The organism is Bordetella parapertussis, assembly GCF_020735925.1.
Taxonomy (GTDB): Bacteria; Pseudomonadota; Gammaproteobacteria; order Burkholderiales; family Burkholderiaceae_B; genus Bordetella; species Bordetella pertussis.
The window spans coordinates 1,545,910-1,567,847 of the sequence record NZ_CP085971.1 but is presented as its reverse complement, the minus strand read 5'-3'; the positions used below and the strand labels follow the sequence as shown (position 1 = coordinate 1,567,847).

The 21,938-nt window shown below is 68.1% G+C and carries 18 protein-coding genes; 6 read left to right on the top strand and 12 right to left on the bottom strand.

Annotation, left to right across the window (positions count from 1 at the left end; genetic code table 11):
* Position 1 precedes the first annotated feature (1 nt).
* The 8 genes from pdxA to LK409_RS07425 all read right to left on the bottom strand — a co-directional run bounded on the left by pdxA (position 2) and on the right by LK409_RS07425 (position 7,403).
* Complete coding sequence (pdxA, locus tag LK409_RS07460; protein WP_003810611.1) at positions 2–1,057, bottom strand: 4-hydroxythreonine-4-phosphate dehydrogenase PdxA; 1,056 nt, start codon at positions 1,055–1,057, stop codon at positions 2–4.
* Positions 1,054–2,271, bottom strand: a complete 1,218-nt coding sequence (gene dtnK, locus LK409_RS07455) for a D-threonate kinase (protein ID WP_010928265.1) — start codon at positions 2,269–2,271, stop codon at positions 1,054–1,056. Before dtnK ends, pdxA begins: the two co-directional genes overlap by 4 nt.
* Positions 2,272–3,294 (bottom strand): 2-keto-3-deoxygluconate permease, encoded by a 1,023-nt coding sequence (locus LK409_RS07450; protein ID WP_003818668.1) that lies wholly within the window; start codon positions 3,292–3,294, stop codon positions 2,272–2,274. It lies immediately after the preceding gene.
* Between the two features lie 251 nt (positions 3,295–3,545).
* Positions 3,546–4,472, bottom strand: a complete 927-nt coding sequence (gene thpD, locus LK409_RS07445) for an ectoine hydroxylase (RefSeq protein ID WP_010928264.1) — start codon at positions 4,470–4,472, stop codon at positions 3,546–3,548.
* 18 nt (positions 4,473–4,490) lie between these two features.
* Positions 4,491–4,886 carry an ectoine synthase gene (locus LK409_RS07440; protein WP_003810601.1) on the bottom strand — a complete coding sequence of 132 codons (396 nt, stop codon included), beginning with the start codon at positions 4,884–4,886 and terminating at the stop codon, positions 4,491–4,493.
* Complete coding sequence (gene ectB, locus LK409_RS07435; protein WP_003810599.1) at positions 4,883–6,190, bottom strand: diaminobutyrate--2-oxoglutarate transaminase; 1,308 nt, start codon at positions 6,188–6,190, stop codon at positions 4,883–4,885. The genes LK409_RS07440 and ectB overlap by 4 nt, the downstream gene beginning before the upstream one ends.
* Before the next feature lie 110 nt (positions 6,191–6,300).
* Positions 6,301–6,861, bottom strand: a complete 561-nt coding sequence (gene ectA / locus LK409_RS07430; protein WP_010928263.1) for a diaminobutyrate acetyltransferase — start codon at positions 6,859–6,861, stop codon at positions 6,301–6,303.
* Positions 6,858–7,403 carry a MarR family winged helix-turn-helix transcriptional regulator gene (locus LK409_RS07425; protein ID WP_033447334.1) on the bottom strand — a complete coding sequence of 182 codons (546 nt, stop codon included), beginning with the start codon at positions 7,401–7,403 and terminating at the stop codon, positions 6,858–6,860. Before LK409_RS07425 ends, ectA begins: the two co-directional genes overlap by 4 nt.
* A gap of 195 nt (positions 7,404–7,598) precedes the next feature.
* Between LK409_RS07425 and LK409_RS07420 the strand changes: the two genes are divergently transcribed.
* The 4 genes from LK409_RS07420 (at position 7,599) to LK409_RS07405 (ending at position 13,828) form a co-directional block, all read left to right on the top strand.
* Entirely contained in the window at positions 7,599–8,627 is a 1,029-nt protein-coding gene (locus tag LK409_RS07420; RefSeq protein WP_010928261.1) for a MurR/RpiR family transcriptional regulator, read from the top strand.
* Positions 8,628–8,667: 40 nt separating this feature from the next.
* Positions 8,668–10,008 carry an aspartate aminotransferase family protein gene (locus LK409_RS07415; RefSeq protein WP_010928260.1) on the top strand — a complete coding sequence of 447 codons (1,341 nt, stop codon included), beginning with the start codon at positions 8,668–8,670 and terminating at the stop codon, positions 10,006–10,008.
* A gap of 108 nt (positions 10,009–10,116) precedes the next feature.
* Complete coding sequence (locus LK409_RS07410; RefSeq protein ID WP_010928259.1) at positions 10,117–11,121, top strand: TAXI family TRAP transporter solute-binding subunit; 1,005 nt, start codon at positions 10,117–10,119, stop codon at positions 11,119–11,121.
* Between the two features lie 106 nt (positions 11,122–11,227).
* Complete coding sequence (locus LK409_RS07405) at positions 11,228–13,828, top strand: TRAP transporter fused permease subunit (RefSeq protein WP_010928258.1); 2,601 nt, start codon at positions 11,228–11,230, stop codon at positions 13,826–13,828.
* On the opposite strand, the gene LK409_RS07400 is transcribed toward LK409_RS07405, so the two are convergent.
* Genes LK409_RS07400 through LK409_RS07385 form a run of 4 tightly spaced genes read right to left on the bottom strand, consistent with a single transcriptional unit; the run spans position 13,825 to position 19,995 of the window.
* The gene (locus tag LK409_RS07400) at positions 13,825–15,036 is read right to left on the bottom strand and encodes a DUF418 domain-containing protein (RefSeq protein WP_003818656.1); all 1,212 of its coding nucleotides are present in this window, start codon (positions 15,034–15,036) and stop codon (positions 13,825–13,827) included. The two genes, LK409_RS07405 and LK409_RS07400, sit on opposite strands and share 4 nt — an antisense overlap.
* 2 nt (positions 15,037–15,038) lie before the next feature.
* Positions 15,039–17,354 carry a DNA topoisomerase IV subunit A gene (parC, locus tag LK409_RS07395; RefSeq protein WP_010928257.1) on the bottom strand — a complete coding sequence of 772 codons (2,316 nt, stop codon included), beginning with the start codon at positions 17,352–17,354 and terminating at the stop codon, positions 15,039–15,041.
* A gap of 17 nt (positions 17,355–17,371) precedes the next feature.
* A complete protein-coding gene (locus tag LK409_RS07390) occupies positions 17,372–17,983 on the bottom strand; it encodes a YcxB family protein (protein ID WP_010928256.1) in 612 nt (203 codons plus the stop codon).
* The gene (locus tag LK409_RS07385) at positions 17,983–19,995 is read right to left on the bottom strand and encodes a DNA topoisomerase IV subunit B (RefSeq protein WP_004568562.1); all 2,013 of its coding nucleotides are present in this window, start codon (positions 19,993–19,995) and stop codon (positions 17,983–17,985) included. Before LK409_RS07385 ends, LK409_RS07390 begins: the two co-directional genes overlap by 1 nt.
* Before the next feature lie 241 nt (positions 19,996–20,236).
* Between LK409_RS07385 and trxA the strand changes: the two genes are divergently transcribed.
* Positions 20,237–20,563 (top strand): thioredoxin TrxA, encoded by a 327-nt coding sequence (gene trxA / locus LK409_RS07380; protein WP_023852918.1) that lies wholly within the window; start codon positions 20,237–20,239, stop codon positions 20,561–20,563.
* Between the two features lie 112 nt (positions 20,564–20,675).
* Positions 20,676–21,932 carry a transcription termination factor Rho gene (gene rho, locus LK409_RS07375; RefSeq protein ID WP_003810577.1) on the top strand — a complete coding sequence of 419 codons (1,257 nt, stop codon included), beginning with the start codon at positions 20,676–20,678 and terminating at the stop codon, positions 21,930–21,932.
* Positions 21,933–21,938 lie beyond the last annotated feature (6 nt).

Below are 21,938 nucleotides of genomic sequence, written 5' to 3'. Positions count from 1 at the left end.
ATCAGCCTCCAGTCGTGGAGCGCGCAGTTTCCCATACTTGATGCCAACCCGGCGCCAGCTGCGCCGCGCGCTCGGCGGCCAGCACCAGGCTGTCCTCGCGCGCGATGCCCTTGCCGGCGATGTCGAACGCGGTGCCGTGGTCGACCGACACGCGCACCACCGGCAGGCCTACCGTGATGTTGACGCCGTCGTCGCCATAGACCGACTTGAACGGCGCATGGCCCTGGTCGTGGTAGCAGGCGATGACGAATTTCCACTTGCCGCGCACGGCCTGCGGAAACAGCGCGTCGGCCGGAATCGGGCCGGCCGCCAGGATGCCCTCGGCATTGGCCTGCGCCACCGCCGGCGCCAGGATCTCGGCGTCCTCGGTGCCGAAGATGCCGTTCTCGCCGGCATGCGGGTTCAGGCCCGCGACCGCCACCGGATGGTCGGCGCGGCCCAGCGCGCGCGCGAACGAGCCGGCCAGGCGCAGCACCGCGCGCATGCGCTGCGGATTCACATCCTCGATGGCCTGGCGCAGCGACACATGGGTGGTGGCGTGGAAGATATACAGGTCGCCGGCCGACAGCACCAGCGAGAAGGTCTTGACGCCGAACTCGTGCGCCAGCAGTTCGGTATGGCCCGGCCATTTGTGGCCGGCCATGTGCATGGCGGCCTTGTTCAGCGGCGCGGTGACGATACCGTCGATCAAGCCGTCGCGCGCCAGCGCGCAGGCCGTGGTGACGTAGCGCACCGAGCCGTCGCCGGCCTCGGCGCTCAACTGGCCCGGCGGCACGTGCGCCAGCGACGGGCCGGCCTGGATCACTTCGATGCTGCCGGGCTGGTTGGTGGCCTCGGCCGGCGTCGCGATGACGCGTACCCGCGCCGGATCGCCCCCCACGGCCTGCACGGCCTGGGCCAGCACGGCGGCGTCGCCGACCACCAGCAGCCGGGCGCGCTGGCGCAGCTCGTCGTGGCCGAGCAGCATCTTGGCGGTGATTTCCGGGCCTATGCCCGCCACGTCGCCCAGCGTCACCGCCAGGGTGGGAATGCGGGAGGGGGTAGCGTCTTGCGTCATTTCGTGAATCTCCGTTCCCGGATCGCCTGCGCGGCCCGGATCAATACATCCTGCTCGCCAAAGCCGCCGGCCTTGGTCACGACCGGCAGCCCTGCCGCCTGGCCACCGGTCAGGGTGCCCAGCGGTACGCCGCCGGTGACTTCGTCGACCAGCGCAATACCGCTGGCCTGCAATGCCGCCAGCACGGCGCTGGCGCCGTCGCCGCCGGTGGCCACCACGCCGGCCGCGCCGTGCGCCAGCACCAGGCGCGCGGCCAGCTCGCCCAGCCTGCGCGCGACGCTGTCTGCGTCCAGCCCGGCCAGGCGCCCTTCGGGCGCCAGCAGCATCAGGGCGTCGACCGCCGGCATGCCGTGCTCGGCCGCCTCGACCTCGGCGGTCCAGGCCGCCCAGTTGCGGTCATCGGCCAGTTGCGCCAGCGTCGGCGCCCAGGTGCGCGCGCCGGCCTGCTGCAGCGCGGCGGCCTGCTGGCGCGCCGCGCTGTGCTGCGAAGTCACGACCACCAGCACCGGGCCGGCCGCCTGCCCGCCAGCCCATACCCGCGCCAGCGGCGCGGCCAGCCCGCCCGAGCCGATGGGCACGGCGCGCTGGCCCAGCACGCCGATGGCGCGCGCCAGCCGCTGCACATCGGCGTCGTCCAGGGCATCGACCACGACCACCGGAGCGGCGGCGGCGATGCGCCGCGCCAGTTCGGCCGGGGTTTCCCCCGCCTGCGCCGCCAGCTGGGCACAGCCCAAGAGGGTGGGAATGTGCGACTCGGTCACCGGCGTCACGGGGTCGGTGGCGGCCGAGGTCTCGGTGACCGGCCGATCGCCCACGTACAGCACGCCCTGGCGCACCGTGCGGCCGGTGACGGGAAACGCCGGGCAGACCACCGCGATGGCATCCTCGCCCCAGGCCAGCCGCGCGGCGTCGATCTCGGCCTTGAAGGCGCCGCGCAAGGTCGAATCGACCTTCTTATACAGGCGCTGCACGCCGGCGGCGCGCAGCCTCTCGACCTCGCCGCGCACCACGGCGGCGGCATCCGCCGCCGCCAAGGGGCGGCTGTGCGTCGTGACCGCCAGCACCTCGGCCGGGCGCACGGCCGGATCGGCCAGCGCCTGCTCGGCGCCGCCCACCGACAGCTGGGTCGCCCAGCCGGCCCGCACGAACTGCACCGCGGTGTCGCCCGACCCGGTCAGGTCGTCGGCCACGATGCCTATGTACGGCCCGCCCATTCAGAGGCTCACTTCGGCGGGCTGGCCGGTGCGCTCGTCCTGCGGCTCCTGCTCCACCGGCTTGAGTTCGCCGGCGCGCTTGAGGAAGTACGACGCCAGCACCGGCGCAAGAATGGAGCTGATCAGCACGCACGCGGCCACCTGGGCGGTCGCGGTCGCGACATAGGGCTGGAACGACGGATCGGCGGCGGCCACCACGGCCGGCGTGGCGATGGCGTTGCCGGCGGTGGTCCCGGCGGCAAAGCCCAGGCCGCTCTTGCCGCCGCGGCGCAGGATGTAGCGGTAGCCGAAGTACACCAGCGCGCCGGTGATCGGGCTGATCAGCAGGCCCAAGACCAGGCCGCTCATGCCGCCCGAGATCACCGCGCCCAGGTTGATGCCGGTGCCCAGCGCAAAGGCGAAGAACGGGATCACGATGTTGGGCACCGGCTTGAGCACGTTGCGCCATTCGATGTCCAGGTTGCCCACCACCACGCCCAGCAGGAACGGCACCAGCGCCGCCACCAGTGCGATGGTCGGGATATCCGCCAGGCCCGAGGCGCCCAGGAACAGCAGGCTGAAGAACGGGCCGTCGTTGACCGCGCTGGCGACGTAGGCGCCGCGATCGCGGCTGTCGCCGTATTGCCCGGTGTAGGCGAGCCACAGGCCGCCGTTGCTGTTGTCGAAGGCGGCCAGCATGGCCAGGATGGAAATGCCCAGCACGCCGTCCAGGCCGACGAAATGGCCCAGCAGGATGATCAGCGTGGCCGGCACCAGCGTCTTCATCAGCAGGATGGTGCCTGCCGTGGCCAGGATCGGACCGCCGGTGCGCATGTTGACCTGCGTGCCGGTGGCGAAGATCAGCAGCGCGATCAGCGGCAGCGCGCTGTTCTTGAACAGTGCGGTGGTAAAGCCGCCGATGGCCAGCGCGTCCGGCGCGAACGTACCCAGCAGCGATCCGAGGATCAGCGGCAGCAGCATGAGGCCGCCCGGCACTTTCATCATGGTTGTGTAGAACGGTACGCGGGAAACTTCGGTAGTCATGACAGGTTGTCTCCGTAGGATTTGCTTTGCTTATGCACCAGAGGGAACACAGCTGCTGGGAAAAGCGCCATTCTAATCCTATACGTACAACCTGTACGTACAAATCTGCAACACACTGATTTGTCACCGTTTTTTTTCTCGATCCCGGGCCACGGCGCGCACGGGCGCGGCCTGAGCGGGCCATAAAAAAACCCCGCGGGGGTTCGCGGGGCTCAAGCCAAACGCAGGCCGGCCCGAAGGCCGCGCCGCGCCTAGCGCTCGACCAGTTTCAGGCTATCGAGCGGACGCACCGCCTTGAACGCCTGACGGGTGGCAATGTGCTCGGGCCGCGGATTCAGCCCGTACTTGGGCGGGTTCAGCGTGTTCTCCATGCTGTTGTAGACCATGAACACGTTGGCGCGCGGCCACGGCGAGATGTTGCTGTTGGAGCCGTGCATGGTGTTGCAGTCGAAGAACACCACCGAGCCGGCCTTGCCGGTCATGGTGCTGATGCCGCCCTGCTCGGCCAGCAATTGCAGGCTGACCGGATCGGGCACGCCATACTCCTGCTTCTTGAGCGACTGCTTGTAATGGTCGCGCGGCGTCTCGCCCACGCACGAGATGAACTGGCGGTGCGAGCCCGGCACCAGCATCAGCGGGCCGTTGGCCTCGTTGTTGTCCGTCAGCAGCACCGAGCAACTGAGCGCGCGCATCGACGGCATGCCGTCCTCGACGTGCCAGGTTTCGAAATCGGAGTGCCAATAGAACTCCTTGCCCTTGAAGCCCGGCTTCATGTTGGCGCGCGACTGGTGGACATAGACCTCCGCCCCCAGGATCTGCCGTGCGGCATTGGCCAGGCGCGGATCGCGCACCAGGCGGCCCAGGATCGGACTGAGCACATGCACCATGAAGATAGAACGCACCGCGTTGCTGCCCGGTTCGGTAATCGCTTCTTCGCGGCGCACGATGGCGGGATCGCGCGTCATGCGCTCGACCTCGGCCAGCAATGCGGCAACCTCTTCATCGGAGAACAGGTTCTCCAGCAGCAGGAAGCCGTCGCGCTCGTAGGACTGGACCTGGTCGGCCGACAATGCGTCGGCAAACTTGCCCTCGCCATAGACCACGGGATCCTGGCGGGCAATGATGGCGGAGCTGCGATCCGTACGCGAGGCGTACGGATCCTGAGCAGGTGAAATCATAATGAGCCTCCTTGGTTCTCAGGCCGCTTCCTCGACCAGCGCATAAACGCCTTCGGCGTCATGCACTTCCTGGCCGGTCAGCGGCGGGTTGAACACGCAGATCACGCGCAGCGGCTGCTTGCCGCCGCACAGCCAGTGCTCGTCGTTCTCGTTCAGGGCATAGACCACGCCCGGACCCAATTCATACGTCTTGCCATCGGCGATCGTTTCGATCGAGCCGTCGCCCTCGATGCACCACACGGCTTCGAGGTGGTTCTTGTAATGGATATGGGTGCGGGTGCCCGGAAAAATGGTGGTTTCGTGGAACGAGAACCCCATGCCGTCCTTCTTCAGCAGCACGCGGCGGCTGACCCAGGTATCGGTGCGGACTTCGTCCTCGGTTCCCATCACATCTTTCACGTTGCGTACGATCATCGACGTTTTCCTCCAAATTTCAGTACCTGGGCGGCAGGCTGCTCTTCCGACAGCGCATCGGCAACGCTGGCCTCGATCAGGTCCAGGCCGCGCGTCAGCAGCTCGTCCTCGATGGTCAGCGCCGGCAGCAGCTTGAGCACTTCGTCCTGCGCGCCCGACGTTTCGATCACCACGCCGCGCTCGAAAGCCTTGCGGGCGATGCGATTGGCCAGTTCCGGCTCGGCGGTCGCCACCAGGCCCTGGATCAGGCCGCGGCCGCGCACGGCCAGGCCGGCGTTGGGATAGCTGTGGGCCAGGTTCTCCAGCCAGTCGCGCACCAGGCGCTCCTTGCGCTGCACCTCGTTGGAGAACGCATCGCTGGACCAGTAGGTCTCCAGCGCCTGCGTGGCGGTGACGAAGGCCAGGTTGTTGCCGCGGAACGTGCCGCTGTGGGCGCCCGGCTTCCAGACGTCCAGTTCGGGCTTCATCAGCACCAGCGACATGGGCAGTCCGAAACCGGACAGCGACTTCGACAGCGTGATGATGTCGGGCTGGATCCCGGCCGCCTCGAAACTGAAGAAGCTGCCGGTACGGCCGCAGCCGACCTGGATATCGTCGACGATCATCAGCATGTCGTGGCGACGGCACAGCTTCTGCAGGTCCTTCAGCCAGCGCAGCGTCGCGACGTTGACGCCGCCCTCGCCCTGCACGGTCTCGACGATCACCGCGGCCGGCTTGTCCAGCCCGCTGCTGGGATCGTCCAGCATGCGCTCGATGTAGGCGATGGTGTCGACGTCCGGGCCGAAGTAGCCGTCATACGGCATGAACGTGGTATTTCCCAGCGATACGCCCGCCGCGTCGCGGAACTTGGCATTGGCCGTCGCCGCCAGCGAGCCGCCGCTGACGCCGTGGAACCCGTGGGTGAACGAGATGATGTTCGAACGCCCCTTGACCTGCCGGGCCAGCTTCAGCGCCGCCTCGACCGCGTTGGTACCCGTCGGGCCGGTGAACTGCAGGGTGTACTGCCAGTTGCGCGGCTTGAGCAGCACGCGGTCCACCGTTTCGAGAAAGCGCTTCTTGGCGCTGGTGGCCATGTCCAGGCCGTGTACCACGCCGTCGGAGTGCAGATACTCCAGCAGGCGTTCCTTGAAGACCGGATTGTTATGGCCGTAGTTCAGCGTGCCGGCGCCGCTGAAGAAATCGATGTACTCGTTGCCTTCCTCATCGATCAGCAGCGAACCGCGTGCCTGGCTGAATATCACTGGAAAAGACCGAATGTAGCCCCGCACTTCCGACTCCATTCGGTCAAAGATTTTCAAGTCCATAAATCCTCCCTTCATATAAGTTGACAGACGGCCAGCGCCGGCCTGCTGCCGCTACGGCGGCCAGGCTTTACGCTGCGTCCCGGTTCCGATAGGCCGTACGGCCCGCCCTGCTAGTGCGGCGGATGCGTAAACGGACCTATCCTCAACAGCATCTCGTCGTCATGGTCTGCGCCGCCGAAAGCCTGCCGGTCGAAGAACGGCTGCTCGGAGACATGCGCGCCCCGCTCGCCGGCCAGGCCGGCGAAGGTACGGCGCGAAGCCTGATTGTCAGGCCCCACCGTGGTTTCAAGATGTCGAACATGCCTGCACTCCTGGCGTTCCAGGATGTGGCCAAGCATGGCGCGGCCCAACCGATGGCCGCGTGCGCGGGAATGCACCGCGACCTGCCAGACGAACAACACGTCGGGCCGGGTCGGGAGCAAATAAGCGGAAACGAACCCGTCGATACGTCCGCCCGGGCTTTCGGCGACCACGCAGGTATGGGCGTGGTGCTCGCACAGCAGCAGGTAGGCGTAGAGGGAATTGAGGTCCAGTGGCGGACACTCGGACACCAACTGGTGTATGGCCGCGCCGTCGTTGCGGCGGGGTGGGCGCAGGTGGTAGCGCAAGGCGCTGGCCGGCTGCGCGACGGAGATATCTGGCGAGGTATTCGATGTTTCGTCTTTTCTCATACTACCAGTCCCGATTCCGGGGGCGCGCCGCCAGTAGGCATTTCGAGTATGGGCGGCGATCCTTCGCCGGCCGCCTCGACGGCATGCCCCTCCTGTTCCATCAACGCCACGATGCGCTCCAGCGCCAGCGTGATCGTTGCCTGCTCCAGTTCGGGCAGGGCATTCAGGCCGTCGGCCAGATGCTTCTGCAACGGCGACGGCGCCTCGGCGGCCAGCGTGCGGCCGCCCTCGGTGGCTGTGACGAACACGATACGGCGGTCTTCCCGGCCGCGTTCGCGGCGGATCAGGCCCTTGTCTTCGAGACGATCCAGGATGCCGACCACCGTGCTCGGGCTGACGTGGATTTCGCGGCTGATGGCCGTGGCCGTCATGGGGCCGCCGGCGATCACGGCGCGCAGGCACATCAGCTGCGGAGCGGTGATGTGGCTGACGGCCGCCAATTGCCGGGAATGCAGCGCGATGGAACGCGTAATGCGGCGCAGCGCGCGCAGGATGCGTAGATCGTATTGCTGCGGCGTATCAGTCTGAGCGACGTTGTTCATAGCCAGGAAAAAGAGGTTCGGACAAAATTGATTTCTACTCAAATGATATGCCTGCAATTCATTCAAGTCAAACCAGAATTGCCGGCAAGATGTAATTCAATGCGAGCGTTTTTCCGGTAATTGCCGTCATGATCGCTTCGGCCGGCGAATCTTCCCAGGGGGCTTAGTGGATTACCCGTAGGCCGTATAAAACACATGTTTTTTATTTTTAGCGAGATATATCATGTGTTTTTTATCCTGTTTCGCGCCATGCCCCCCACCCCTGCCCCGTCCATGCTGGAAACCCTCCAGTCATTGCTCGACAACCTGCCCGCCGAACTGCAGCGCGCCGCTCGCTGGGTGGCCGCGCACCCGGCCGAAGTCGGCCTGTGGTCGATGCGCCGGCAGGCCCAGGCCGTGGGCGTGGCGCCAGCCACCATGCTGCGCCTGGCGCGGGCGGCAGGCTGCGGCAGCTACGAAGACTTCCGCGCACCCTTCCAGCAGGCGCTGACCGCCGCCGGCGGGTCGGGATGGCGCGACCGCGCCGCGGAACTGCAAGCGGCGCAGGACGCCGGCGCCGCGCCCGGCCATGACGTACTGACGGGATTGCAGGCCCAGGCCATCGGCTCGATCCGGGCGCTCAACCCGCCGGCCGCCTTCGATGCCGCGGCCAGGACCCTGCTGGCCGCCGGCCAGGTCGGCTTCCTGGGCACCCGCTCGGCGTTCGGCATCGCGCACCAGATGCGCTACGCCTACCAACTGGTACGCCGCAATGGCCTGCTGATCGACGGGCTGGGCGGCGCGCCGGCCGAACAGATCGACAACCTGCAGGCCGGCGACGCGCTGGTGGCGATTTCGCAGGCGCCCTACCCGGCAGCCACGGTGCACCTGGCGCGCCAGGCCAGCCAGCGCGGCGTGACCGTCGTGGCGCTCACCGACGACCCGCTCTCGCCCCTGGCGCTGGAGGCCGGCCATGTGCTGCTGTTCGCGCGGCCCGAACGCGAACGGGTCTATGCCGAGCCGGCCCAGCGCGGTCCGGGCTCGTTCTTTCACACCACCGCCGGACTGCTGGGCCTGGCCGAGCACCTGATCGCCCGCCTGGCCGCCTGCGGCGGCGAGACCGCCCTGGCGCGCCTGGCCGAAATCGAGGCGCGCCTGCAGGCCGAGCAGGTGTACTGGTCGCCGGCGCACGCGCGCCGCGACAAGGCGCGGCCTGGCCGCGGCATGCCGCGGGAAGCGGCATGACCGCCCTACTCCTCTTGCCTCTCCTACCAGGAATACCGGAATGAGCACTACCCACGTCCTTCATCGCTCCTTGCGCCATACTCCGCCGGTCGCCGTGCGCGGCGAAGGCGTCTGGCTGTACGACCAGGCCGGCCGCGCCTACCTCGACGGTTCGGGCGGCGCGGCCGTCTCGTGCCTGGGCCACAACCACCCCGACGTGCGGGCCGCCATGCACGCGCAGATCGATGCGCTGGCCTATGCGCACACGGGCTTTTTCTCCACCGAGATCGCCGAGCGCCTGGCCGACCGCCTGGTAGCCGACGCGCCGGCCGGCACCAGCCATGCCTATTTCGTCTCGGGCGGCTCCGAGGCAATCGAGGCGGCCCTGAAGATGGCGCGCCAGTACTTCGTGGAGATCGGGCAGCCGCAGCGCCGCCATCTGGTGGCGCGCCGCCAGAGCTACCACGGCAATACGCTGGGCGCCCTGGCGGTGGGCGGCAACGAATGGCGGCGCGCCCAGTTCGCGCCGCTGCTGATCGACGTGGCGCACGTTGCGCCGTGCTATGCCTACCGCGACCAGCGCGAGGACGAAAGCGCCGAGCAGTACGGCGAACGGCTGGCGCGCGAACTGGAGGACACTTTCCAGCGGCTGGGCCCGGACACCGTCATCGCCTTCGTGGCCGAGCCCGTGGTGGGCGCCACCGCCGGCGCGCTGACCGCCGTGCCCGGATACTTCCGCCGCATCCGCGAGATCTGCGACCGCTACGGCATCCTGATGATCGCCGACGAAGTGATGTGCGGCATGGGCCGCACGGGCACGCTGTACGCCGTCGAGCAAGAGGAGATCGTGCCCGACCTGATCACCATCGCCAAGGGCCTGGGCGGCGGCTACCAGCCGATCGGCGCCGTCATGGCGCAAGGCCGCATCGTCGACGCCATGAGCAAGGGCAGCGGCTTCTTCCAGCACGGCCATACCTACCTGGGCCACGCGACCGCCTGCGCGGCGTCGCTGGCGGTGCAGGAAGTGATCCGCCGCGACGGCCTGCTGGCGCGCGTGCGCCAGCAAGGCGACGGGCTGCGCCAGCGCCTGATGCAGGCGCTGGGCGCACATCCGCACGTGGGAGATATCCGCGGGCGCGGCCTGTTCCTGGGCGTGGAGCTGGTGCGCGACCGCGCCGCCAAGGCGACCTTCGATCCCGAACTGGCCCTGCACGCACGCATCAAGCGCGAGGCCATGGCGCGCGGCCTGATGGTCTATCCGATGGGCGGGACCATCGACGGCCGCCACGGCGACCATGTGCTCGTGGCGCCACCGTTCATCATCGCCGACGACGAACTGGACCAGCTCGTCGAGCGGCTGGCCGGCGCCATCGACGCGGCCATCGCGCAGACGCGCGCCTGAAGGCCACGCGCGGCGCGCAACTCAGTAGCGGCTGGCGTCACGGGCGCCAGCGCAGACCGCCGGCACAGACCGGCAACACCACGGGGAAAAACCCCAAAAGGAGTTTGTATGGGCAAGTCAGTCAAACACACCTTGGGCCACCGCAAAGCCTTCAGCCTGGCCGCCGCCTGCGCCGCCGTGGCGCTGGCGTGGGCCGCGCCCACGCCAGCGGCGGCCCAGCAGAAGTTCGTCAGCATCGGCACCGGCGGGGTGACCGGCGTGTACTACGCCGCCGGCGGCGCGATCTGCCGCCTGGTCAACAAGGACCGCGCCAGCCATGGCGTGCGCTGCTCGGTCGAATCGACCGGCGGCTCGGTGTTCAACGTCAACACCATCAAGGCCGGCGAACTGGACCTGGGCGTGGTGCAATCGGACGTCGGCTTCAATGCCTACAACGGCGAAGGCCAGTTCAAGCAAGGCGGCGCGTACAAGAAGCTGCGCTCGGTGTTCTCCATCCACCCCGAGCCCTTTACCGTGCTGGCCCGCAAGGAAGCCGGCATCAAGTCGTTCGAGGACTTCAAGGGCAAGCGCTTCAACGTCGGCAACCCGGGCTCGAGCACGCGCGCCTCGATGGAAGAGCTGCTGGCCAGCATGGGCTGGACGCTGAAGGACTTCTCGCTGGCCTCCGAACTGCGCCCCGACGAACACGGGCCGGCGCTGTGCGACGGCAAGATCGACGGTTTCTTCTACGGCGTGGGCCACCCCTCGGCCAACATCCAGGACCCCACCACGACCTGCGGCGCGCAACTCGTGTCGCTGACCGGCCCGGCGGTCGACAAGCTGGTCGACAAGTATCCGTATTACGCGCTCGCCACCATCCCCGGCGGCCTGTATCCCAATAATCCGCAAGACACCAAGACCTACGGCGTGACGGCCACCTTCGTCACCTCCGAGGATGTGCCCGAGCAGACGGTGTACCTGGTGGTCAAGGCCGTCTTCGACAACTTCGAGGACTTCAAGAAACTGCACCCGGCCTTCGCCAACCTGAAGGCCGCCGACATGGTCAAGAACGGCCTGTCCGCGCCGCTGCACCCGGGCGCCCAGAAGTACTTCAAGGAAAAGGGCCTGCTGTAGACGCAAGCCGCGGCGCGCGCCACCCTGCCGGGGCGCGCGCCTTCGCAACACCGCGCGGGCGGCCGCCAGGCCGCGCGCGCGTCATGACAAGCAGGGGAATCCACGCATGAAAAACGAGTCGTCCACCACGACCGCAGACCTCGAGCAATTGGTCGCCGAAGCCGACCGCGGCGGCCGCCATGCCGGCGGCGTGGCCGGCGCCACGCTGGCCGCCGGCGCCCTGGTCTGGTCGCTGTTCCAGCTCTGGTATGCCTCGCCGCTGCCTTTCTCGCTGCACTGGGGCATCTTCAACGATACCGAGGCGCGCGCGCTGCACCTGGGCACCGCCATGTTCCTGGGCTATCTCGCCTACCCCGCGACCAAGCGCTCGGCGCGCGACCGCATGCCCTGGTACGACTGGGTGCTGGCCCTGGCCGCCGGGTTCTGCGGCGCCTACCTGTACCTGTTCTACAACGAGCTGGCCACCCGGCCGGGCCAGCCCACCTCCATGGACGTGGCCACCGCCGTGGCCGGCCTGCTGTTGCTGCTGGAAGTCACCCGCCGCGCGCTGGGCCTGCCCATGACCGTGCTGGGCGCCGTGTTCGTCCTGTACGCCCTGGCCGGCCCGTGGCTGCCCGATGTGCTCGCGCACCGCGGCGCCTCCATCGAACGCCTGATGTCGCACATGTGGCTGACCACCGAAGGGGTTTACGGCGTGGCGCTCGGCGTGTCGGTGTCGTACATCTTCATCTTCGTGCTGCTGGGCTCGCTGCTGGACAAATGCGGCGCGGGCAACTACATGATGCAGGTTTCGTTCGCCTTGCTGGGCCACCTGCGCGGCGGCCCGGCCAAGGTCGCCGTGGTGTCCTCGGCGGTCAACGGCCTGGTATCGGCCTCGTCGGTCGCCAACGTGGTGACCGGCGGCATCTTCACCATCCCGCTGATGAAAAAGGCCGGCTACGGCGGCGTGCGCGCCGGCGCCATCGAAACGGCCTCGTCGGTCAACGGCCAGATCATGCCGCCGGTCATGGGCGCGGCCGCCTTCCTGATGATCGATTACGTGGGCATTCCCTACACCGACATCATTCGCCACGCGATCCTGCCGGCCTCGATCTCGTACATCGCGCTGTTCTACATCGTGCACCTGGAAGCGCTCAAACTGGGCATCGAGCCCATGATGGCCGCCGGCAAGCCGCGCACGCCGCTGCAGAAGCTGGCCGGCTGGGGCATGGGCATCAGCGGCACGCTGATCGCGATGGGCCTGGTCTACTGGATCGGCGTGGGCGTGCAGGCGGTGGCCGGCGCGGCCGCGATCTGGATCCTGCTGGCCATGCTGGTGGCGCTGAACATATGGCTGCTGCGCGTCGCCGCGCGCCACCCCGACCTGCCCACCGAGATCGACGTCAACCATCCGGTGCGCCCCGAGCCATGGCCGACGGTGCGCGCCGGCCTGCACTTTCTCATCCCCATCGGCATCCTGGTGTGGTGCCTGAGCGTCGAGGAGCTGTCGGCGGGCCTGTCGGCGTTCTGGGCGGCCGCGGCGATGCTGCTGCAAATGGTGACCCAGCGCCCCCTGACCGCCTGGTTCCGCGGCCAGGCGATCGCGCCCGCCGCCCTGCTGGGATGGCGGGACGCCATCGGCGGCCTGCAGGACGGCGCGCGCAACATGATAGGCATCGCCATTGCGTGCGGCACCGCCGGCCTGATCGTTGGCGCCATCACGCTGACCGGCCTGGGCCTGCGCATGACGGCCTTCGTCGAGCTGGTGTCGATGGGCAACGTGCTGCTGATGCTGATCTTCACGGCCATCGTCTGCCTGATCCTCGGCCTGGGCATGCCCACCACGGCGAACTACATCCTGATGGCCACCCTGATGGCGCCGGTGGTGGTCGAGCTGGGGGCGCAGAACGGGCTCATCATCCCGCTGATCGCCGTGCACATGTTCGTGTTCTATTACGGCATCATGGCCGACATCACGCCGCCGGTGGGCCTGGCCACCTTCGCCGCCGCGGCGATCTCGGGCGCAGACCCGATCAAGACGGGCGTCCAGGGCGTGACCTACGCGCTGCGCACGGCCGTGCTGCCGTTCATGTTCGTGTTCAACCCGCTGCTGCTGCTGATCGACGTCAACTCGTGGACCGAGCTGATACTGGTGGCGGGCAGCGCCACGCTGGCTTCGCTGACCTTCGCCGCGGCAACGCTGGGCTGGTTCCGCGTACGCTGCACGGTGCTGGAGATCGTCGTGCTGCTGGCTGTCACGTTCATGCTGTTCCGGCCCGACTGGCTGCTGGACCAGGTATCCGAGCGCTACCAGGCGCGGCCGGCCGCCGAGGTGGTGCAGACCGCCGCGGCGCTGCCCCACAACGGACGCCTGGTCGCCGTGCTGCGCGGCATCAACCTGGAAGGCGACGAGCTGACCAAGACCGTGGCGGTGGCGCTGCCGGCCCTGGACGAAGGCGAAACCCTGCAGGGCGAGGCCGCCGGCCGCAAGCGGCTGACCGACGCCGGCCTGACCATCGTCGCGCTGGGCGACCAGGTGCAGATCGGCGGCGTGCGCTTCGGCAGCACCGCGCGCCGCGCCGGCTGGGAACAGGGCTGGGACGTCCTCGAACTGCGCGTGCCCAATCCCGCGCGTCCGGCGGAATTCTGGGCCTATCTGCCCGGGCTCGTACTGCTGGCCCTGGTGTGGTTCGCCCAGGGGCGCCGCCAGCGCGCGGCGGCGCGCTAGCGGCGTGCGGCCGGCGGCGGCTCGATCCGCCATGCCGGCCAGCGCGCCAGCGTCAGCGCGCGCAGCAGCCACTCTACCGGCCCATACGCATGGCGGCGCAGCCACCATGCCGACCACGGCAGCTGCAGCGCGAACACCAGCACGGCCAGTCCCAGCACGGAAAGCGGCGCCAGGGTGCCGACCCAGCGCAACCCCCAGGCCGTGAACAGCACCGCACAGACCAGCGATTGCAGCAGATAATTGGTGAGCGCCATGCGCCCGGCCGGCGCCAGCCAGCGCGCCAGCCGCGCCCCCGCCGGGCGGCGCATCGCCAGCAACAGCGCGGCCGCGTACGAAGCGCTCAACAACGGCGCGGTCAGCATGCCCGCGCCCAGGCCGATGAGATCGATGCCCAGCGGCTGGCCGGGCAAGCCGCTCCAGGCATAGACGGCGGCGCCCGCCGCGCCCAGCGGCAAACCCACGGCCAGCACGGCGCGCAACAGGCGCGGATGCGCCAGCGGGTCGGCCAGCGCATGGCGCCGGCCCAGCGCCAGGCCGGCCAGGAACATCGCCAGCACGAACGGCCCCTGCACCAACAGCACCACCATCCAGACGCCATGGGTCAAATCATGGATGTGCCGCGCGATCGTGGTGCCTATGGTGCCGCGGTAGGCCTGCAGCGCCGCCAGCGCGTCCTCCTGCGTCAGCGCCAGCGTGGCGGGATCCTGCGGCGTCATGAGGCTGAGCACGCCCAGCGCCAGCCAGCCCAGCCCGGCGAGCAGCGCCAGCCAGCAGGCCCAGCGCAGCGCCCGTTCGGGCGCCGTGCGGCGCAAGGCCAGCAATAGCGCGCCCAGCACGGCGTACGTCAACAGGATGTCGCCGTGGTACAGCAGCACCGCATGCGCCAGCCCCAGGACCGCCAGACCGGCCAGCCGGCGCAGGAAGCGCGGCGCGAAGGCCGCGCCGGCCCGCTGCGCCGCGTCGATCTGCAAGGTGAAGCTGTAGCCGAACAGGAACGAAAACAGCAGGTAGAACTTGGATTCGAACAGCACGGCCACCAGCACGTTGACCCACTGGTCCAGCGGCCGCGAGAACGCCGGATCGGGCAGCCCGGTACCGTAGTAGACCGAGGCGAACACACCGATGTTGACGACCAGGATGCCGAACAGCGCGAAGCCGCGCAGCGCGTCCAGATGGGCCAGGCGCTGCGCGGCGGTGCCGTCGTTCACGCTCAGAACACCGGCGACAGCACCGGCTGCCTGGGACGCACGTCCAGTTGCCGGCCCTTGCGGGCGCGCTTGCCGACGTACGGCGCGAGCGCGGCGCCGGCCAGGATGTCCTCGGTCTGCTTGTTGCGGTAGATGCCGGCGGCGCGCAGGCCGGCCGCGCCGATCGGCACGGTCTGGTCCAGCTTGTCGGCGGTGTCCAGCCCCATCAGGATGGTGCCGCGCCCGCCGCCCGACAGGCTCTTGACCTCGTCCAGGCCGAACACCAGGAACTTGCCCTTGGCCGACAGCAGCGCCAGCTGGGTCGCCCCCTCGAACAGCGGAACCGGCCGCAACAGCTCATCGCCCTTCTCCAGGGTGATGAACTGCTTGCCAGCGCGCTGGCGGCTGCTCATGTCGCTGAGCCGGGCGGCAAAGCCGAAGCCGCGCCGCGTGGCCAGCAACCAGCGGCTGTCGGACGCCGCCGCGATGGTGTGCACGATGCGCGTGCCGGCCTCGAGATCGATCATGGTGGTGACCGGCTGGCCATCGCCACGCGCCGACGGCAGGCCGGATACGGCCACCGAATAGACGCGGCCGTTGTCGCCCACCGCGATCAGGGTATCGGTGGTGCGGCACTCGAAGGCGCCGTACAGGTCGTCGCCCTGCTTGAAGCTGAATTGCCCGGCATCATGGCCGTGGCCCTGGCGGGCGCGCAGCCAGCCTTTCTGCGACACGATCACCGTGACGGGCTCGTCGACCACCTTGGTCTCGAGCACCGCGCGCTCGGCGGTTTCGATCAGGGTGCGGCGGTCGTCGCCGTACTGCTTGGCGTCGCCCTCGATTTCCTTGATGAGCAGGCGCTTGAGCGAGCCCGGGTTGTCCAGCAGGTCCTGCAGGCGCAGCTGTTCTTCGCGCTTGCCGGCCAGTTCCTGTTCGATCTTGATGCCTTCCAGGCGCGCCAGCTGGCGCAGGCGCATTTCCAGGATGTCCTCGGCCTGGCGCTCGGTCAGCCCGAAACGCGCCATCAGCGCGGCGCGCGGCTCCTCGGCCTCGCGGATGGTCTGGATGACCTCGTCGACATTGAGGTAGACCACCATGCGCCCTTCCAGCACATGGATGCGGTCGAGCACCTTGTCCAGGCGATGGCGCGTGCGGCGCACCACCGTATCGGTGCGAAACGCCACCCACTCTTCCAGCACGTCGCGCAGGCTCTTCTGGCGCGGCCGGCCATCAGTGCCGATGCACACCACGTTGACCGGCACGTTGCTTTCCATGCTGGTCTGCGCCAGCAAGGTGTTGACGAATTCGTCGCGATCGACGCGCGAGGTCTTGGGCTCGAACACCAGCCGCACCGCCGCGTCCTTGCCGGACTCGTCGCGCACCGCGTCGAGCAGGCTGAGCATGACCGCCTTGGCCTGCTGCTGCTCGGCCGAAAGGCTCTTCTTGCCCGCGCGCACCTTCGGATTGGTGATTTCCTCGATCTCTTCCAGCACCTTCTGGCCCGAGGTGCCCGGCGGCAGCTCGGTCACCACCAGCTGCCACTGCCCGCGCGCCATTTCCTCGAACTGCCAGCGCGCGCGCGCCTTCAGCGAGCCGCGCCCGGTGGCGTAGATCTGCGCGATATCGGCCGCCGGGGTGATGATCTGGCCGCCCCCGGCGAAATCCGGGCCCGGCACCAGCGCCAGCAGCTCTTCCTGCGGCAGCTTGGGATTGCGGATCAGCGCCACGCAGGCCTGCGCCACCTCGCGCAGGTTGTGCGAGGGAATCTCGGTGGCCATGCCCACGGCGATGCCCGAGGCGCCGTTGAGCAGCATCACGGGCAGGCGCGCCGGCAGCATGGCCGGCTCCTGCTGGCTGCCGTCGTAGTTCGGCACGAAGTCGACCGTGCCCTCCTCCAGCTCGTCGAGCAGCAGCTTGGAGAACGGCGTCAGGCGCGCTTCGGTATAACGCATGGCCGCCGCGTTGTCGCCGTCGCGCGAGCCGAAGTTGCCATGGCCGTCGATCAGGGGATAGCGCAGCGAGAAGTCCTGCGCCATCCGGACCATGGCGTCATAGGCGGCCTGGTCGCCGTGCGGGTGGTACTTGCCCAGCACGTCGCCGACCACGCGCGCCGACTTCACCGGCTTGGCGCCTGCCGCCAGCCCCATGGCCTGCATCGCGTACAGGATGCGGCGCTGCACCGGTTTCTGGCCGTCGCCCACATCGGGCAGGGCGCGGCCGCGCACCACGGACACGGCGTAGTCCAGGTAGGCCTGCTCGGCATAGCGGCCCAGGGTGATGGCTTCGTGGGGATCGGTGGCGCCACCGTCGAACAGGCCCGGTTGATTGCTGTCGCTCATGATGTACTCGGATTTGACTATTGCTTGTCCGCCGCATCGGCCAGCGCCGCGCCGGGCACGTGCGCGCGCAGCTGCGCGCGCACCGCCTGCAGGACATCGGCGGACTGGCCGCGCTTGGGAATGATCACGCCTTGCAGCGGACTGATGAACAGATACAGATGGCTGGCGGTTTCCTCGACCTGGCCCACCGCCTCCCATGGCATGGTACCGCTGGCGCCGGCGGCGGCGTCATCGACGCCGCGCGGCCCGAAGTCCAGCGTGTGCCGGCCCAGGAAGGGATTGTCGGGCTGGCGGCCCAGCGCGCGGCGCACGTTGCCGCGCGCCAGCCGCGGCAGCGCGTACTCGTAGCCGACGGCCAGCAGCGCGAACACCGCCAGGCCGACGACCAGCGCCTGCGCGTACGCCGGCAGCGCCGCGCCCCAATCCAGCTGCCTGCCATCCCATACGCGCAGCAGGATCACCGCCAGCAGGCCCGCGGCCAGCAGGACGGCGAAACGCAGGTGCGACGCATGGCGGCGGCGGCGCAGCGCCGGACGCTGGTACGCATAGGCGGTGAATGCCGCATAGTCGTCGACCGTCAGGTCGACCACCATGCGCACCGGCACGCTGCTGTCGGGCGCCTGCGCCATCAGATATCCAGCTCCGCCAGGTTGCCCTTCTCCTCGATCCAGGCACGCCGCTGCGACGACTCGCCCTTGCCCATCAGCATGTCGAACATGCGGGTGGTGTCGCCGGGGGTCAGGTCGCCGTAGCCGACCGGCAGCAGCCGGCGGGTGTCCGGGTTCATGGTGGTCTCCCACAGCTGTTCGGGGTTCATTTCGCCCAGGCCCTTGAAGCGGCTCACGCTCCAGGCCGACTCGCGCACGCCTTCCTTGCGCAGCTTGTCCTGCGCGGCCTCCAGTTCGCCGGCGTCCAGGCAGTAGATCTTGCGCGCCGGCCGCTTGCCCTGCGCCGGCACGTCCACCCGGAACAGCGGCGGCCGGGCCACGAACACGTTGCCGGCCTCGATCAGCTTGGGGAAATGCCGGTAGAACAGCGTCAGCAGCAACACCTGGATGTGCGAGCCGTCCACGTCCGCGTCCGAGAGGATGCAGATGCGGCCGTAGCGCAGGCCCGACAGGTCGGGCTCATCGCCCGGGCCGTGCGGGTCCACCCCGATCGCCACCGAAATATCGTGGATCTCGTTGTTGGCGAACAGCCGGTCGCGGTCGACCTCCCAGGAATTGAGCACCTTGCCGCGCAGCGGCAGAATGGCCTGGAACTCCTTGTCGCGCCCCATCTTGGCCGAGCCGCCGGCCGAGTCGCCCTCGACCAGAAACACTTCGGTGCGGCTGGCGTCGCTGGACTCGCAATCGGTCAGCTTGCCGGGCAGCACGGCCACGCCCGAGCTCTTGCGCTTTTCGACCTTCTGCGCCGAACGCTGGCGCGCCTGCGCCTGGCGGATGGCCAATTCGGCCAGCTTCTTGCCATATTCGACATTGCTGTGCAGCCACAGGTCCAGGGCGCTCTTGGCGAAGCCGCCCACCAGGCGCACGGCGTCGCGGCTGTTCAGGCGCTCCTTGATCTGGCCCTGGAACTGCGGGTCCAGCACCTTGGCCGACAGCACGAAGCTGGCGCGCGCGAACACGTCCTCGGGCAGCAGCTTGACGCCCTTGGGCAGCAGGCTGTGCAGCTCGGCAAACCCCTTGACCGCGCCGAACAGGCCTTCGCGCAAACCCGATTCGTGGGTGCCGCCGGCCGGGGTCGGGATCAGGTTGACATACGACTCGCGCACCACGTTGCCGTCCTCGGCCCAGGCCACCACCCATTGGGCGCCCTCGCCTTCGGCGAAACTGTCGTGGTCGGCCCCGGCGTACTGCTGGCCCTCGAAGAACGGGATCATCAGCTCGGCGCCGGCCAGCGCCTCGGCCAGGTAGCCGCGCAGGCCCTCCTGGTACTGCCAGGTGCGCGTGTCGCCGGTTTTCTCGTTGACCAGCGACACCTTGACGCCCGGCAGCAGCACGGCCTTGCTGCGCAGCAGGTGGGTCAGCTCGGCCATCGGGATGGCCGGGCTGTCGAAATACTTGGCGTCGGGCCATACCCGCACGCGGGTGCCCGACTTCTTGCGCCCGCCCTCGGGGTACGGCGCCAGCGCTTCGATCACGTCGCCGCCGGCGAACACCAGCCGGTGCACCGCGCCGTCGCGCCACACCACCACCTCCAGGCGGGTGGCCAGCGCGTTGGTGACGGACACCCCCACGCCATGCAGGCCGCCGGAGAACGCATACGCGCCGCCGCCCTGCTTGTCGAATTTGCCGCCTGCGTGCAGGCGCGTGAAAACCAGCTCGACGACCGGCGCGTTCTCTTCCGGGTGCAGGCCGACCGGAATACCGCGTCCGTCGTCCTCGACCGAAATGCTGCCGTCGCCGTGCAGCGTGACTTGAATCTGCTTGCCGTAACCGGCCAGCGCTTCGTCGGCCGCGTTGTCGATGACCTCCTGCACGATGTGCAGGGGGTTCTCGGTGCGGGTATACATACCCGGGCGCTGGCGCACAGGCTCCAGCCCCTTCAGAACGCGGATCGACGCTTCGGTGTAACGTGGTGTGGCCAAGTTATCCCCAACATCTGTGGAAAAAAACCGACATTTTACGGACAAGTCCATATTCGGCGCGGCTCCAGGTGGGATGCGCACGCGCTGACCAGCCGCGAATTCGGTACGATGAACATTGTGACAGCCGCCGGACCCTTTTGTAGGCCCGGTGACGCCGCAACATCCTACACAAAACCGGCAAACCCTGTTGTTAATGACAGTGGTATGCTTTAATCCTTCCTACACGTCGAACAAGAACAGCGGCCGCATGCTCCATGCACGGGTCGCGCAGCGGAATCCGAGAATCACCATCATGAGCGAGCAAATCAAGAACGTCAGCGACGCCAGCTTCGAGGCAGATGTGCTGAAATCCGGCCAGCCGGTGCTGGTGGACTACTGGGCCGCCTGGTGTGGCCCCTGCAAGATGATCGCCCCCATCCTCGAAGAGGTGGCTGCCGAATACGCCGGCCGCCTGACCGTGGCCAAGCTGAACGTGGACGAAAACCAGGACACAGCGGCCAAGTACGGCGTGCGCGGCATTCCGACCCTGATGCTGTTCAAGGACGGCCAGGCCGCCGCCACCAAGGTCGGCGCCCTGTCCAAATCGCAACTGACCGCATTCCTGGACGGCGCGTTGTAAAATCCGGGAATGCGCCGCCAATCGGCCGCGCATTCCCCCCTGATTCCCGCGCGGGCCCGTCCGTGGCCCGCCGCCCGAACCCTTCTTCTTATCTCCCCCTACATTCACCGCGATGCACCTCAATGAACTGAAGGCGCTGCACGTGTCGCAGTTGCTGGAAATGGCCGCCGGCCTGGAAATCGAGAACGCCAACCGCCTGCGCAAGCAGGAGTTGATGTTCGCCATCATGAAGCGGCGCGCCAAGCAAGGCGAACAGATCTTCGGCGACGGCGTGCTGGAAGTCCTGCCCGACGGCTTCGGATTCCTGCGCTCGCCGGACACCTCGTACCTGGCCAGCACCGACGACATCTACATCTCGCCGTCGCAGATCCGCCGCTTCAACCTGCACACCGGCGACTCCATCGAGGGCGAAGTACGCACCCCGAAGGATGGCGAGCGCTATTTCGCGCTGGTCAAGGTGGACAAGGTCAACGGCTCGCCCCCTGAAGCGATCAAGCATCGCATCATGTTCGAGAACCTGACGCCGCTGCACCCCAACCAGGTGATGCGTCTGGAACGCGACATCAAGAGCGAGGAAAACCTCACCGGCCGCATCCTCGACATCTTCGCCCCCATCGGCAAGGGCCAGCGCGGCCTGATCGTGGCGCCGCCCAAGTCCGGCAAGACGGTGATGATGCAGCACGTGGCCCACGCCATCACCACCAATTATCCGGATGCGGTGCTCATCGTCCTGCTGGTCGACGAACGCCCCGAGGAAGTGACCGAAATGCAGCGCACCGTGCGCGGCGAAGTGGTGGCCTCGACCTTCGACGAACCGGCCACCCGCCACGTGCAGGTCGCCGAAATGGTCATCGAGAAGGCCAAGCGCCTGGTCGAGATGAAAAAGGACGTGGTCATCCTGCTGGACTCGATCACCCGCCTGGCCCGCGCCTACAACACCGTGGTGCCGGCCTCCGGCAAGGTGCTGACCGGCGGCGTGGACGCCAACGCCCTGCAGCGCCCCAAGCGCTTCTTCGGCGCGGCGCGCAACCTCGAGGAAGGCGGCTCGCTGACCATCCTGGGTACCGCCCTGATCGAAACGGGCAGCCGGATGGACGAAGTCATCTACGAAGAATTCAAGGGCACCGGCAACTCCGAAGTGCACCTGGAGCGCCGCCTGGCCGAAAAGCGCGTCTACCCGTCCATCAACCTGAACAAGTCGGGCACCCGCCGCGAAGAGCTGCTAATCAAGCCCGAACTGCTGCAGAAGGTGTGGGTGCTGCGCAAGTTCATCCACGACATGGACGAAATCCAGTCGATGGAATTCATCCTCGACAAGATGCGCGCCACCAAGACCAACGCCGAATTCTTCGACATGATGAAGAAATAAGCCTGG